Source organism: Candidatus Igneacidithiobacillus taiwanensis, from assembly GCF_031962545.1.
Taxonomy (GTDB): Bacteria; Pseudomonadota; Gammaproteobacteria; order Acidithiobacillales; family Acidithiobacillaceae; genus Igneacidithiobacillus; species Igneacidithiobacillus taiwanensis.
In genome coordinates this window covers 26,012-38,500 of record NZ_JAVRKK010000001.1, presented here as the reverse complement: position 1 = coordinate 38,500, position 12,489 = coordinate 26,012, and the positions used below count along the sequence as shown (strand labels likewise).

General features: G+C 60.2%; 13 protein-coding genes and 2 tRNA genes. 1 reads left to right on the top strand and 14 read right to left on the bottom strand.

Annotated features, from left to right (window positions below; genetic code table 11):
• Positions 1 to 26 precede the first annotated feature (26 nt).
• The 4 genes from rfbB to rfbA are packed head-to-tail and all read right to left on the bottom strand — an operon-like array spanning position 27 to position 3,466.
• Positions 27 to 1,154, bottom strand: coding sequence for a dTDP-glucose 4,6-dehydratase (rfbB, locus tag RTI30_RS00195; RefSeq protein WP_312262179.1), 1,128 nt, complete (start codon positions 1,152 to 1,154; stop codon positions 27 to 29).
• Positions 1,147 to 2,031, bottom strand: a complete 885-nt coding sequence (rfbD, locus tag RTI30_RS00190) for a dTDP-4-dehydrorhamnose reductase (protein ID WP_312262177.1) — start codon at positions 2,029 to 2,031, stop codon at positions 1,147 to 1,149. The genes rfbB and rfbD overlap by 8 nt, the downstream gene beginning before the upstream one ends.
• A gap of 8 nt (positions 2,032 to 2,039) precedes the next feature.
• Entirely contained in the window at positions 2,040 to 2,588 is a 549-nt protein-coding gene (gene rfbC, locus RTI30_RS00185) for a dTDP-4-dehydrorhamnose 3,5-epimerase (protein WP_312262175.1), read from the bottom strand.
• The gene (gene rfbA / locus RTI30_RS00180; protein ID WP_312262173.1) at positions 2,588 to 3,466 is read right to left on the bottom strand and encodes a glucose-1-phosphate thymidylyltransferase RfbA; all 879 of its coding nucleotides are present in this window, start codon (positions 3,464 to 3,466) and stop codon (positions 2,588 to 2,590) included. Before rfbA ends, rfbC begins: the two co-directional genes overlap by 1 nt.
• Before the next feature lie 231 nt (positions 3,467 to 3,697).
• On the opposite strand from rfbA, the gene RTI30_RS00175 reads away from it, so the two are divergent.
• On the top strand, positions 3,698 to 4,984 hold the full coding sequence (locus RTI30_RS00175) for an acyltransferase domain-containing protein (RefSeq protein ID WP_312262171.1): 1,287 nt from the start codon (positions 3,698 to 3,700) through the stop codon (positions 4,982 to 4,984).
• 53 nt (positions 4,985 to 5,037) lie between these two features.
• On the opposite strand, the gene RTI30_RS00170 is transcribed toward RTI30_RS00175, so the two are convergent.
• The 10 genes from RTI30_RS00170 to RTI30_RS00125 form a co-directional block, all read right to left on the bottom strand.
• Positions 5,038 to 5,114 (bottom strand) — tRNA-Pro (locus RTI30_RS00170).
• A 36-nt stretch (positions 5,115 to 5,150) separates the two neighbouring features.
• Positions 5,151 to 5,594: a MerR family transcriptional regulator gene (locus RTI30_RS00165; protein ID WP_409449668.1), complete on the bottom strand. Its 444-nt coding sequence runs from the start codon at positions 5,592 to 5,594 to the stop codon at positions 5,151 to 5,153.
• On the bottom strand, positions 5,578 to 5,874 hold the full coding sequence (locus tag RTI30_RS00160; protein WP_312262167.1) for an integration host factor subunit alpha: 297 nt from the start codon (positions 5,872 to 5,874) through the stop codon (positions 5,578 to 5,580). The genes RTI30_RS00165 and RTI30_RS00160 overlap by 17 nt, the downstream gene beginning before the upstream one ends.
• Positions 5,875 to 5,883: 9 nt before the next feature.
• Positions 5,884 to 8,247 carry a phenylalanine--tRNA ligase subunit beta gene (gene pheT, locus RTI30_RS00155; protein WP_312262165.1) on the bottom strand — a complete coding sequence of 788 codons (2,364 nt, stop codon included), beginning with the start codon at positions 8,245 to 8,247 and terminating at the stop codon, positions 5,884 to 5,886.
• 8 nt (positions 8,248 to 8,255) lie between these two features.
• Positions 8,256 to 9,281 carry a phenylalanine--tRNA ligase subunit alpha gene (gene pheS, locus RTI30_RS00150; RefSeq protein WP_409449667.1) on the bottom strand — a complete coding sequence of 342 codons (1,026 nt, stop codon included), beginning with the start codon at positions 9,279 to 9,281 and terminating at the stop codon, positions 8,256 to 8,258.
• A 20-nt stretch (positions 9,282 to 9,301) separates the two neighbouring features.
• Complete coding sequence (gene rplT, locus RTI30_RS00145) at positions 9,302 to 9,664, bottom strand: 50S ribosomal protein L20 (protein WP_312262163.1); 363 nt, start codon at positions 9,662 to 9,664, stop codon at positions 9,302 to 9,304.
• 18 nt (positions 9,665 to 9,682) lie between these two features.
• On the bottom strand, positions 9,683 to 9,880 hold the full coding sequence (rpmI, locus tag RTI30_RS00140) for a 50S ribosomal protein L35 (protein WP_312262161.1): 198 nt from the start codon (positions 9,878 to 9,880) through the stop codon (positions 9,683 to 9,685).
• Between the two features lie 10 nt (positions 9,881 to 9,890).
• Entirely contained in the window at positions 9,891 to 10,409 is a 519-nt protein-coding gene (infC, locus tag RTI30_RS00135; RefSeq protein WP_312274646.1) for a translation initiation factor IF-3, read from the bottom strand.
• A 15-nt stretch (positions 10,410 to 10,424) separates the two neighbouring features.
• The gene (gene thrS, locus RTI30_RS00130; RefSeq protein ID WP_312262159.1) at positions 10,425 to 12,356 is read right to left on the bottom strand and encodes a threonine--tRNA ligase; all 1,932 of its coding nucleotides are present in this window, start codon (positions 12,354 to 12,356) and stop codon (positions 10,425 to 10,427) included.
• Positions 12,357 to 12,406: 50 nt separating this feature from the next.
• Positions 12,407 to 12,481 (bottom strand) — tRNA-Val (locus tag RTI30_RS00125).
• Between the last annotated feature and the right edge of the window lie 8 nt (positions 12,482 to 12,489).

Below are 12,489 nucleotides of genomic sequence, written 5' to 3'. Positions count from 1 at the left end.
CGCCAATCGTCTGCCCGAGGCCTCGCTCAGCTCACATACTGCTTCTGCAGCCAGGCGGCATATTGCTCCCCAAGCAGGGGCTGCCACCAATCGCTGCGTTGCAGGTACCAGTCGATGGTCTTACGGATGCCTTCTTCAAAACGATGCTGCGGCTGATAGCCCAATTCGGTGCCAATTTTGTGGGCGTCGATGGCATAGCGGCGGTCGTGGCCCGGTCGGTCCTTGACGTAGCTGATCAGGCTCTCGGCTGGCTGGCCGTGGCAGGCGGGCATTTGCGGATAGCGCTGGCGCAGTTCCGCATCCTCGGCAAAGGCCTGGTCGAGCAGGCGGCAGATCAGGCGGACGATATCCAGGTTGGCCCACTCGTTGTGGCCGCCAATGTTGTAGCTCTCTCCTTCCCGCCCCTTTTCGAGGATGAGGGCGATGCCCTGACAGTGGTCTTCCACAAACAACCAATCGCGGATCTGTTGCCCGTCGCCGTAGATAGGCAAGGGCCGCCCGTGCAGGATGTTGAGGATGACCAAGGGGATGAGCTTTTCCGGGAAATGATAGGGGCCGTAGTTGTTGGAGCAGTTGCTGGTGCTGGTACACAAGCCGTAAGTGTGCTGATAGGCCCGCACCAAGTGGTCGGAGGCCGCCTTGCTCGCCGCATAGGGGGAGTTGGGGGCGTAGGGGGTATCTTCGCGAAAGGCGGGATCCGTGGGCCCGAGGGTGCCGTAGACCTCATCGGTGGAAATGTGATGAAAGCGGTGGGGAATCCGGCCCCCTGGTCCGTCGAGCCACTGCTTGCGCGCGGCCTGCAAGAGGGTGTGGGTGCCGAGGATGTTGGTGCGCAAGAAGGCATCGGGATCGTGAATGGAGCGATCGACATGGCTCTCGGCGGCAAAGTGGACGATGGTATTGAGCCGATGCTCGGCAAGCAGCCTCTCGACCAGGGCGTAATCGTTGATGTCGCCGGCAACGAAGAGAAAACCTGCCTGCCCCTCGAGAGGCGCAAGGCTTGCACGATTGCCAGCATAGGTGAGGGCATCGAGAACGACGAGGGTGCTCTGCGGATAGCGCTGCTTCCAGTAATGACAGAAATTGGCACCAATGAAACCTGCTCCTCCGGTTACCAGCAGGCGCATATCGGCAATGGACAAGGGCTCAGTCATGATTTTTTCCTTTTGCATATTCGCGCAACATTTGCCGCAGCGGCACCCGCCAATGCGGGGCGCTGCCGAGGGCTGCGTAGCTGCCGCTCTTGTCGAGGACAGCGCAGGCGGGGCGGCGCGCCGGGGTCGGATAGGCGCTGGCCGGGATCATCTGGATGGGGATTGCCCGCTGCAGTAGACCGAGTTGCAGGGCCTCCTCCTGAATGGCAACGGCAAAATCGTACCAGGAAGCCACCCCGGCATCGGTCCAGTGCCGGGTACCGACAAAATCCGGCGCTTGCACTGCTTTCCACAGGGCTGCGGCGAGCCCCCCGGCCCAGGTGGGGGTACCGATCTGATCACCAACTACCGATAAGCTCTCGCGCTCTGCCATCAGGCGCAGCATGGTTTTGACGAAGTTGTTGCCAAACTGGCTGTAGACCCAGGCGGTGCGCAGGATGAGCGCCTGCTCGCCAAGTTGGGCACGAATTTTCGCTTCTCCCGCCGCCTTGCTCGCCCCGTAGACGCCCAGGGGTGCGATGGGATCTTCGGGACGATAGGGTCGCCCCTGCTCGCCATCGAAGACAAAATCCGTCGACACATGCAGCAATCGCGCGCCCTTGGCTGCTGCCCATTCGGCAAGGATGCCCGGTGCCTCGGCATTGACGGCGTAGGCCAGCTCTGGTTCCGCTTCGGCACGATCGACAGCGGTGTAAGCGGCGGCATTGAGCAGGATCTGCGGTTGCAGACGGTCGAGTAGGGCGCGAATCTGCTCTGGCTGGGAGAGATCCACCTGCCGCCGGTCGATGGCCTGCAGCTCGATACCAGCGGGAACCCGACGCTGCAGCTCTTGCCCAAGCTGGCCGCCAGCGCCAAAAAGACAAACGGTACTGGTCATCGGCATCCTCAAGGAAACAGGTCGCAAGCCGAAAGGGGCAAACCAGCGGCATCTTTGCTGGCCAGCAAGGGCGAGGCGCCGGCGGGAATCGGCCAATCGATGCCCAGTGCAGGATCATTCCAGAGCAGGCAACGCTCCGCCGAGGGCAGGTAATAATCGGTAGTCTTGTAGAGGAATTGGGCGTTGGTGCTCAGCACATAAAACCCGTGGGCAAAGCCCGGTGGCACCCAGAGCATCTGGTGGTTACTGGCGGAGAGCGTAGCCCCCACCCAGCGCCCAAAGGTTGGCGAACTGCGGCGCAAATCTACCGCTACATCAAAGACCTCGCCCTCCACCACCCGCACCAGCTTGCCCTGGGGCTGCTGCAGCTGGTAGTGCAAACCGCGCAGCACCCCCTGCTGCGAACGGCTGTGGTTGTCTTGCACAAAATCGAGGTCCAAGCCCAGGTCTGCAAAAGTCCGGCGATTCCAGCTTTCCAGAAAAAAGCCGCGCTCATCGCCAAACACTCGCGGGCGCAGCAGGCAAACCTCGGGAATCGCTAGGCGTTCCAGTTCCATCACATCCCCTCCTGTTCTAGACAGCGCAGCAGGTATTCCCCATAGCCGCTCTTGCGCAACGGCTCGGCTAGGCGCGCCAGCTGCGCTGCATCGATGTAGCCCATGCGCCAGGCGATTTCCTCCGGACAGGAAACCTTGAGCCCCTGGCGCTGCTCGAGGGTACGAATGAATTCCCCGGCATTGAGCAGATCGTTGTGGGTACCAGTATCGAGCCAGGCCGTACCACGGTTGAGGATTTCTACCCGCAACTGCCCAGCTGCCAAATAACGTGCATTGAGATCGGTGATCTCCAGCTCGCCCCGCGCCGAGGGCCGAATCTCGCGCGCCAGCCGACTGGCCTGGGCGTCGTAAAAGTAGAGACCAGTGACGGCATACTGCGAGCGCGGATGGGCCGGTTTCTCCTCGATGGAAATCGCCTTCCCCGCGGCGTCGAACTCCACCACTCCATAGGCGCGGGGGTTTGCCACATGATAAGCGAAGATGGTAGCCCCAGCCTCTTGCTGGTTGACCCGCTGCAGGCCTTTACTGAGGTCGTGGCCGTAAAAGAGATTGTCGCCCAGAATCAACGCAGAGGGCGCCCCCGCCAAAAAATCTTCGGCAATGATCAGGGCCTGGGCCAGGCCGTCGGGCCGCGGCTGCTCGGCGTACTGCAGCTGCAATCCCCAGTCCGAGCCATCCCCCAAAAGGCGCTGAAAATGGGGGAGGTCGTTGGGCGTGGAGATGAGCAGAAATTCCCGAATCCCTGCCAGCATCAGGGTGCTGAGGGGATAGTAGACCAGGGGTTTGTCGTAGATGGGCATGAGTTGTTTGCTCAGCACCTTGGTCAGCGGGTAGAGGCGCGTGCCCGAACCGCCCGCCAGAATGATCCCTTTGCGCATTGAACGATTCCTTACATTGAACGAGATAATCTAGTTACATTCATCGAATTCGAAGAATCTAGAGTCCAGGGATCTTACAAGTCTCGAGCAATTGTAGATACTTACTCGTACCGAATGGAACTCTCACGACCAGCGCCGCCTCTCACACGAGGCAGTCGTGCGTGGGCGTGTTCTTTGCAACCAATCGTCGTTCACATATCCTCCAGTAGCCTCTTTCATTTCCACCACAGCATGAAGAACGATCAACTTTCCATTCTACCAATACTCCTCAGCGCCGAGACTTCCAGCGCTCTGCGCCAGAGTGCGGCCGATCTTGCTGCCGCCTTGGAAGGTGCGGACGACGTCGATTACGTCCGCATTTACCAAGCCAACTTCCGCCGTCCACAGCTACGCGAGGGCGTGCTCCTGCGTGCCAGCAACAGTGCAGAATTACGCGCGGCCCTACAGGAGTTTATCGCGGCGCCAGAAGCATCCCCCTTCCCCCGCGCCAGCCGCCTTGCCATTGCCCGCGGACCAGTCTTCGTCTATTCAGGCAATGGCTGCCAATGGCCAGGCATGGGAAAGGCGCTGCTCAATGAGCCGCTCTTTACCACTAGCATCAAGCGCATCGACGAACACTTTATGCCCTTGGCGGGCTACCGCCTGGCTGATGACCTGGCAGGCGTGCTCGACGATGAGCAACGCTATGCCGCTACGGAATACGCCCAGCCCGCTCTCTTCGCCCTGCAGGTGGGGATGACGGAGTACCTGCGTGGACAGGGCATCGAGCCAGCGGCGGTACTCGCGCACAGTGTCGGCGAAGTGGCAGCCGCCTGGGCCTGCGGCAGCTTGAGCCTCGCAGAGGCGGTGCGGGTGATCTTCCATCGCAGCGAACTGCAAGCCCAGACCCGCGGGCAGGGGCAAATGACCGCAGTTGTCGGCAGCGGTGATGAGACCCAAGTCTGGATTCGGGAATGCGGTGTTGCAGACGTCCTCGAGATTGCTGCCTGGAATAGTCCCAAGGGCTGTACCGTCGTTGGCCCGACCGAAGCCCTGAGCGTCCTCGAAACATGGCTGCGCAAACGGGGCACCGCCTATAAGCGGCTGCCCATCGACTACCCCTTTCATAGCGCCGGTGTGGATCCCATTCGGCCGCAGCTTCTGAAGGCTCTCGCCGATCTCCAGCCACAACCGGCGCAAGTACCCTTCCTCTCGGTGGTGCGCGGCACCGTCATCGACGGCACCGAGTTGGACGCCGAGTACTGGTGGCAAAACATCCGCTCGCCCGTGCGCTTCGCGCAAGCGGCACAGGCGAGTCTAGCCTATGGCAATGTCTTCGTAGAGCTCGGCGGTCACCCGGTCCTGCGCGGCTACTTGCAGGATACCCTCGATGCCGCGGGAGAGACCGGGCGAATCATCGAAACCCAGCGCCGCAACAACAACGACCCCGACCCGCTCTGGCGCAGCGCCGCCGGTATCTGGCTCGCCGGAATTCCCCGCCGCTGGGCAAAAGCATCTCAAGATAGACAAGCGAGATAACGCCTCGTCGGGCAATCTCCCGTCATTACTTCAAGATTGATTGACTTCGAGATTGGTCGGGGCGAGAGGATTTGAACCTCCGACCACCTGAACCCCATTCAGGTGCGCTACCAGGCTGCGCTACGCCCCGCAAGAGCCGCCATACTACGCAGATCTATCTCTTCGGTCAATCGCGCTGCCCCGCGCAAAGGCGCCGCAGCGCTTCCACTTCTTGGCGCAGAAAGAGCAAACGTTGCGCCCAGGTTTGTTGGCGGGAATCGACGGACGCTCCATTATCGATATCGAGGAGCAGTTGGCTGCTGATTTCCAGCTCGCTCGGCCCAGGCCGTTGACCGATCCGCTCCCGGGCACCATGAATGGTAAAACCTTCGCCGTACAACAGGCTGCGAATCTGCCGCACCAGCAGAAGATCGTGTTTTTGATAGTAGCGACGATTACCGCGCCGCTTGACTGGCTTCAGTTGCGGAAATTCTTGCTCCCAATAGCGCAACACATGCGCCTTCACTCCGCAAAGCTCCGCCGCTTCGCTGATGGAAAAATATTGCTTTTCCGGGATCTCGGGCAGGGCGGCCAGGGCCTTGCCCGCCTTTGCCCTATTCCCCGACTCCATCGCCATTTACGTGCGCCTTGAGTTTTTGACTGGGATGAAAGGTAACCACTCGACGCGCAGTGATAGTAATTTCCACCCCGGTTTTCGGATTTCTTCCTGGGCGCGGATTCTTTTCGCGCAGAGAAAAATTTCCAAATCCGGAGAGCTTCACTTCCTCGCCCCGGGCCAAGGTCTCGCGGATACCGTCAAAGAACGATTCCACGATTGCCTTTGCTTCGCGCTTGTTCAGACCCATTGTCGAAAAGAGCATATCGACGATTTCTGCTTTAGTGACTGCCATCTTCCACCCCTATACGCGCAACGCCACGGGAACCTGTGCCTGCAGAAACTGCAGGAGCCGTTCCACCTCTTCCTGTACCTGAGCCTCCAAAAGGGTGCTGGTTTGCGCCTGAAACAGCAAGCGTAGGCCCAATCCATAGTGCCCGGTCGGCACCTTATCCCCGCGGTAACGATCAAAAATACGAATTTCTTGCACCAGTTGCGAGCCTGCCGCGGCAAGGATTTCCAAGATCCGCCCAGCCTCGAGCGCCTCTGGCACCGCCAGCGCCAAATCGCGCTGCACCAGCGGAAAGGGCGATAACGGCCGGAACAAGGGCACGGACTTCGGCGTCAGCAAAAGCTCTACATCCAACGAAAAGAGCCACGGTGCCGATCCCAAACCAAAGTGCTCCAGCAGCCGCGGATGCAAGGCCCCCAGGCGCCCGACGCAGCGATCTTGCCAAAGAATTTGCGCACTCTGACCGGGATGCAGAGCCGGATCCTCCACTCGCGCAAAGCGAAATTCCCGCTCCGGCCAGAGGCTGAGCAGCGCCTCGACATCACCCTTGAGATCGTAAAAATCGCTATCTCGCGGCGCGTCGACCCAGGACTCGCGCAGACGCGGCCCCCAAAGCACTCCCGCAAGCTGCATCTGCTGCTTCTGGTCGGCAAAAACGCGACCGAACTCAAAAAAGCGCAGACGTTCTTGCTGCCGGTTGGCATTGAAGCGCAGGGTTTGCAGCAGACCTGGCCACAGGCTCGCCCGCATTACCGCCAAATCGGCAGAGATGGGATTCTGCAAACGTGGCGTAAGCACCCCAGGAGAAAATAATGCCTGAAGCTCCTCGGCAACGAAGCTATAGGTGATGATCTCGTGATAATCGCGAGCGATGAGAGCCTTCAGCAGGTCCTGCCGCAAGCGGGCCATGGTCGTTGCCAAGGGTCGCAATACCGCCTGCGGGCGGCGGCTGGGTAAATTCTCATAGCCACTGAGTCGGCCAAGCTCTTCAATCAGGTCGGCCTCGATGCGTAGATCATAGCGGTGACTGGGAGGACTAACGCGCCAATCGCCATCCTGCTCCTGCAAATGGCAACCGAGGGCCTGCAACCGGGCCGGTATGGTATCGGCAGCAAGCTCGTAACCGAGAATACGGGCAATCCGTTGCCGGCGCAGAAGAATTTGCGGTAGGTCCGGCAAGGAACCGGAAAGGGTCACGCCGGCCTCCCGTCGCATCGCGCAAGAGGCCTGCAGCGCCAGGGCAGCGGGCAAGGCGAGGCGAAAATCTACGCCGCGCTCATAGCGCTGCGCCGCTTCGGTATGCAGCCCCAAGCGCCGCGCCCGCCCCTGCACTGCCGCGGCGGAAAAATAGGCGGCCTCGAGGAGCACTCGCTGCGTCTGCGCCGATACCGCCGTGCGCCGGCCACCAATGATTCCGGCCAAGGCTACCGGGCCCTGCTGGTCGGCAATCACCAACATGTCTGGGGCCAAGGGAAGATCGCGGCCGTCGAGGGCATCGAGGACTTCACCTGCCCGCGCCCAGCGCACCTCGATGCCTCCCTGTAGGGTATCCGCATCGAAGGCATGCATGGGTTGCCCAAGGGCAAACATCCAGACATTCAGATAATCGACCAGAGGCGAGATGCATTTTTGTTCGGTACGGCGCAAACGCTCTCGCCAGAGATCCGGCAAGCGCTCTGGCAGATGGGTGAGTAAGAGAGCGGAGTACGTACCGCAGGCCTCCTGCGCATCCGCGGCAATCCGCAGCGGGAAGCCATTGCCAAGGCTGGCATCGGCGCCAGCCGGCGACCAGGGTGCCTGGGGGAAAACAGGAGGCAGAAAACGACCTGCCCCGCGGGCGGCAAGATCCCTGGCCACCCCGAGGATGGAGAGGGCATCGCCGCGGTTCGGAGTAATGCCCAAAGTAAGGACCGGATCGTCGAGCTTGAGATATGCCCGCAGATCCGTACCCACAGGACTGTCGGCGTCGAGTTCGAGGATGCCGGCGCTGCCATCCTCCATACCCAGTTCTTTGGCCGAGCAGAGCATTCCTTGCGAAGCCACTCCCCGCAATTCGGCATTACTGATTTCCATGCCAGGCAGCCGCGCGCCCGCCAAAGCGGCAGCCACCTTCTGCCCCACACGCAGGTTGGCAGCACCGCAAACGATTTGCCGGGTGGCATCAGCGCCAATCACCACTTCCGCCACCCGCAACTTGTCGGCGGCGGGATGCCCCCATACCCGGCGCACCTCCCCAACCACCACGCCGCTAAAATCGGGAGCAGCAGGCTCGACGGCCTCTACCTCCAAGCCACTCATGCTCAGGGTATCGGCAAGACGCGCTACCGACCAATCCGTTTCCAAAAATTCCTGCAACCACTCCAAGGGCACGCGCATGGACTCTCCTAGGCGAACTGGCGCAAAAAGCGCAGATCGTTTTCAAAGAAGAGGCGCAGGTCAGTAATGCCATGACGCAGCATGGTCAGGCGCTCCACCCCCAGGCCAAAGGCAAAACCGGTAAAACGCTCCTGATCGACCCTTGCCATATCGAGTACCGCCGGATGCACCATCCCGCAGCCAAGGACCTCCAACCAACCGGTATCTTTGCAAACCCGGCACCCCTTACCGTTGCAAATCACACAACCCACGTCGACTTCCGCAGAGGGTTCGGTGAAAGGAAAGTAGGAGGGGCGAAAGCGCACCGGCAGATCGCTACGTGCAAAAAACTGCTGCAGAAAATCTGCCAGAAGACCTCGCAGATCGGCAAAAGTCGCCGACTCGTCGAGATATAGGCCCTCGACTTGATGAAACATGGGGGTATGGGTCAGATCCGAGTCGCGGCGATACACCCGGCCGGTGGCAATCATGCGCAAAGGCGGTTGATGCTGTTCCAAATAGCGAATCTGCACCGGCGAAGTATGGGTGCGCAAGACGCGACCATCCTCGAGGTAAAAGGTATCGTGCATGGCCCGTGCCGGATGATCGGCAGGAATATTGAGCGCCGTGAAGTTATGGAAGTCATCTTCCAACTCGGGACCGTCGGCAATCTCAAACCCGAGCGCGGAGAAATACCCTTCGATCCAATCGAGGGTCTGCCGCACCGGATGCAGGGCCCCGCGCCCCGGGTCGCGACCGGGCAAGGTAACGTCGATTGCCTCATTGGCAAGACGGCTGGCAAGGAGTTCCTCTTCCAGCTGCTGCCGGCGCTGGTCCAGCAAACGCTGGATTGCCTCTTTCTGCTGATTGAGCTCGGCACCACGAGCACGGCGCTGCTCCGGGGCAAGCCCAGCCAAGGCTTGCAGGGCCTGGGTCAAATACCCTTTCTTTCCCAACCATTGCACGCGCAACTGGTCGAGTTCGGCAAGCTGCCGAATCTGGGAGATGGCTTCCGCCACTTCCGCGACGGAGGCCAGGGGTGCTGCATTCTCCACCGTAGCCTCCTTGCAGAAATTCAGGCAGCGCTTTGCTGACCCTTGGCGACTTCGACGAGGCGAGAGAAGGCGGCCTTGTCACGCACGGCGATATCTGCCAAGACTTTGCGATCGAGGCTCACACCCGCCCGCTGCAGGCCATTGATGAAGCGACTGTAGCTGAGACCTTCGGAACGCGCCGCGGCATTGATGCGCACAATCCACAGGCTGCGGAAATCGCGCTTCTTGGCGCGCCGATCGCGGTAGGCATAGACCAGGGCCTTCATCACCGCCTGATTGGCGATACGGAAATTACTCTTGCGCTGGCCGCGAAAGCCTTTGGCACGTGCCAAAACCTTCTTGTGGCGAGCGTGGGCGGTAACGCCCCGTTTCACTCTTGACATCTCGGTGCTCCTCTAACTTCAGCCGTAGGGCAACATACGCCGCAAAGCGGCTTGGTCGCTGCCCGAGGTGACCAGGGTGTGGCGCAAATGACGCTTACGCTTGGTACTTTTCTTGGTGAGGATGTGATTCAAGAACGCCTGCCGGTGCTTGAATTTCCCCGAGCCGGTGCGTTTGAAACGCTTGGCGGCTCCGCGATTGGACTTCATCTTCGGCATCGTGCCTCTCCTATTTCTTCTTCGGGGCGATGATCATGACCATCTGCCGCCCTTCCATACGTGGCCGCTGCTCGACCACACCTATTTCCTGCAAATCCGTTTCCACCCGGTTGAGCACCTCCATGCCCAGCTCGGGGTGACTCATCTCACGACCGCGAAAGCGCAAGGTTATCTTGGCTCGATCGCCATCCTCCAGGAATCGAACGATACTACGCAGCTTGATCTGGTAATCTGCATCGTCCGTTCGGGGACGAAACTTGATCTCCTTGACCTGGCTTTGCTTTTGGCGCTTGCGCGCCTCGTGCTGCCGCTTGCTCTCCTGGAAGCGGAATTTGCCGTAATCCATGATTCGGCAAACTGGGGGGTCGGCTTGCGGGGCAATTTCCACTAGGTCGAGCTCCGCCTCTTCGGCTGCCGCCAAGGCCTCATGCAGGGAAACGATACCCAACTGCTCTCCCGTATCCCCAATCAATCGTACCTTTGCCGCGAGAATTTCCCGATTGATGCGGATCTCTTTTTCTGTCGCGATCGCCCTACCCTCCCCCTAGGCCAGTTCCAAGCCCTGTTGCCGCTGCGTGTCTAATCGCCGCAAAATCTGTCCCAATGTCGCTACCGGAAGGGATCCCAAGTCCCGACCATCGCGATCCCGCAAACTGACACTGCCGTTGCCCTTCTCCCGCTCACCAACCACGGCCAAGAAAGGAACGCGCCGCAAAGTGTGGGCGCGTATTTTATAGCCGATCTTCTCGCTTCTCAAGTCCGTTTCTACGCGCAGGCCCTCGGCCTGTAGCTGATGCGCCACCGCTTCGGCGTAGTCGGCGTGCAATTCGCTGATCGGCGCCACCACCACCTGAGTGGGGGCGAGCCAGAAGGGGAACTTGCCTTCATAATGCTCGATGAGCACGCCAAAAAAGCGTTCTACCGAGCCAAAAATTGCCCGGTGGATCATGATAGGCACCGCACGTCGACCATCCTCTGCCACATATTCCATGGCAAAGCGCTCCGGCAGATTGAAATCGAGCTGAATCGTACTGCACTGCCACTTACGACCGATGGCATCCTCGATCTTGAGGTCGATCTTGGGACCGTAGAAAGCGCCACCGCCTTCGTCTACCTGATAGTCGAGGCCGGCATGCTGCAGGGCCGCGGTCAGGGCGGCGGTTGCCGTCTCCCAGATGGCATCACTACCAACCGAACCTTCGGGCCGCGTCGAAAGATTGATCTCATAGCGCTCGAAACCAAAGGTGCGCAAAATTTTGCGGGTCAGCACAAGCACACCGGCAATTTCTGCCTCGATCTGATCGGGGCGACAAAAGATGTGGGCGTCGTCTTGGGTAAAACCGCGCACACGCATGAGTCCGTGCAGGGCGCCGGAAAGTTCATGGCGGTACACCGTTCCCAATTCTGCCCAACGAATGGGCAAATCGCGATAGGAGCGCAATTTGCTCTTGTACACCAGAATATGGAAGGGGCAGTTCATGGGCTTGAGCTGGTATGGCTGCCCTTCGTCCTGCATCGGATCGAACATCGATTCGGCGTAGAAATCCTTGTGCCCAGAGGTAAACCACAGCTGTTCGTGAGCAATATGCGGGGTGAAGAGCATCTCGTAGCCGGCCTCCGTGTGGGCAGCTCGCCAGAAGTCTTCAATAACCCGGCGCACCCGTGCCCCTTGCGGATGCCAAAAGACGAGCCCACCACCGGCATCTTCCTGAATCGAGAAAAGTTCGAGCTCCGTGCCAATGCGGCGGTGATCACGACGCTCTGCCTCGGCCTGCTGCTGCAAAAAGGCATCCAGTTCCTTCTGGGTTGCCCAAGCGGTACCGTAGATGCGCTGCAGCATAGGATTGCGCGAATCGCCACGCCAATAGGCGCCGGCCACACTGCGCAACGCAAAGGCACCGAGAACCCCCGTGCGCGGCACATGCGGCCCCCGACAGAGGTCGACGAAATCCCCCTGATGATAGAGGCTCAGCTCCTGCTCGGCGGGGATGTCGCGAATGATTTCGACTTTATAGTGCTCGCCCATGGCGCCGAAACGGGCGATCGCCTCGTCTCGACTCACCACCTCGCGGGTCACCGGTAGATCCGCCTCAACTAGGGCACGCATACGCGCGGTAATCGCTTCGAGATCTTCGGGGGTAAAGGGCTTGGGCGCCGCAAAGTCGTAGTAGAAGCCGTTATCGATTACCGGGCCGATGGTTACCTGCACATCGGGGAACAGCTGCTTTACCGCCTGCGCGAGCAAATGCGCCGTCGAGTGGCGCAAAATTTCCAGACCCTCGGGACTGTCCTTGGTGATGATGCTCACCTCGGCATCGTGATCGATGGCGCTGTTCAAATCGCGCAGCTGTCCATCAATGCGCACCGCCAAGGCCGCTTTGGCCAGGCCCGCGCCGATATCCTGGGCCAACTCCGCACCCGTAATGGGCGTGGGATACGAGCGAACGGAACCATCGGGCAGACGTATTGCGGGCATGCCATCTCCAAAGAAAAAGCACCAGCGAGTCGGACCCTCTGGTGCGGGTATGGTAGGCACGGGCGGTTTCGAACCGCCGACCTCTACCGTGTCAAGGTAGCGCTCTCCCCCTGAGCTACGCGCCTAATCTCTT

Excerpts from the sequence above, each read along its gene's own strand:
- rfbB (WP_312262179.1), bottom strand. The coding sequence starts at position 1,154 with ATGACTGAGCCCTTGTCCATTGCCGATATGCGCCTGCTGGTAACCGGA.
- rfbD (WP_312262177.1), bottom strand. The coding sequence starts at position 2,031 with ATGACCAGTACCGTTTGTCTTTTTGGCGCTGGCGGCCAGCTTGGGCAA.
- rfbC (WP_312262175.1), bottom strand. The coding sequence starts at position 2,588 with ATGGAACTGGAACGCCTAGCGATTCCCGAGGTTTGCCTGCTGCGCCCG.
- rfbA (WP_312262173.1), bottom strand. The coding sequence starts at position 3,466 with ATGCGCAAAGGGATCATTCTGGCGGGCGGTTCGGGCACGCGCCTCTAC.
- RTI30_RS00175 (WP_312262171.1), top strand. The coding sequence starts at position 3,698 with ATGAAGAACGATCAACTTTCCATTCTACCAATACTCCTCAGCGCCGAG.
- RTI30_RS00165 (WP_409449668.1), bottom strand. The coding sequence starts at position 5,594 with ATGGAGTCGGGGAATAGGGCAAAGGCGGGCAAGGCCCTGGCCGCCCTG.
- RTI30_RS00160 (WP_312262167.1), bottom strand. The coding sequence starts at position 5,874 with ATGGCAGTCACTAAAGCAGAAATCGTCGATATGCTCTTTTCGACAATG.
- pheT (WP_312262165.1), bottom strand. The coding sequence starts at position 8,247 with ATGCGCGTGCCCTTGGAGTGGTTGCAGGAATTTTTGGAAACGGATTGG.
- rplT (WP_312262163.1), bottom strand. The coding sequence starts at position 9,664 with ATGTCAAGAGTGAAACGGGGCGTTACCGCCCACGCTCGCCACAAGAAG.
- rpmI (WP_312262161.1), bottom strand. The coding sequence starts at position 9,880 with ATGCCGAAGATGAAGTCCAATCGCGGAGCCGCCAAGCGTTTCAAACGC.
- thrS (WP_312262159.1), bottom strand. The coding sequence starts at position 12,356 with ATGCCCGCAATACGTCTGCCCGATGGTTCCGTTCGCTCGTATCCCACG.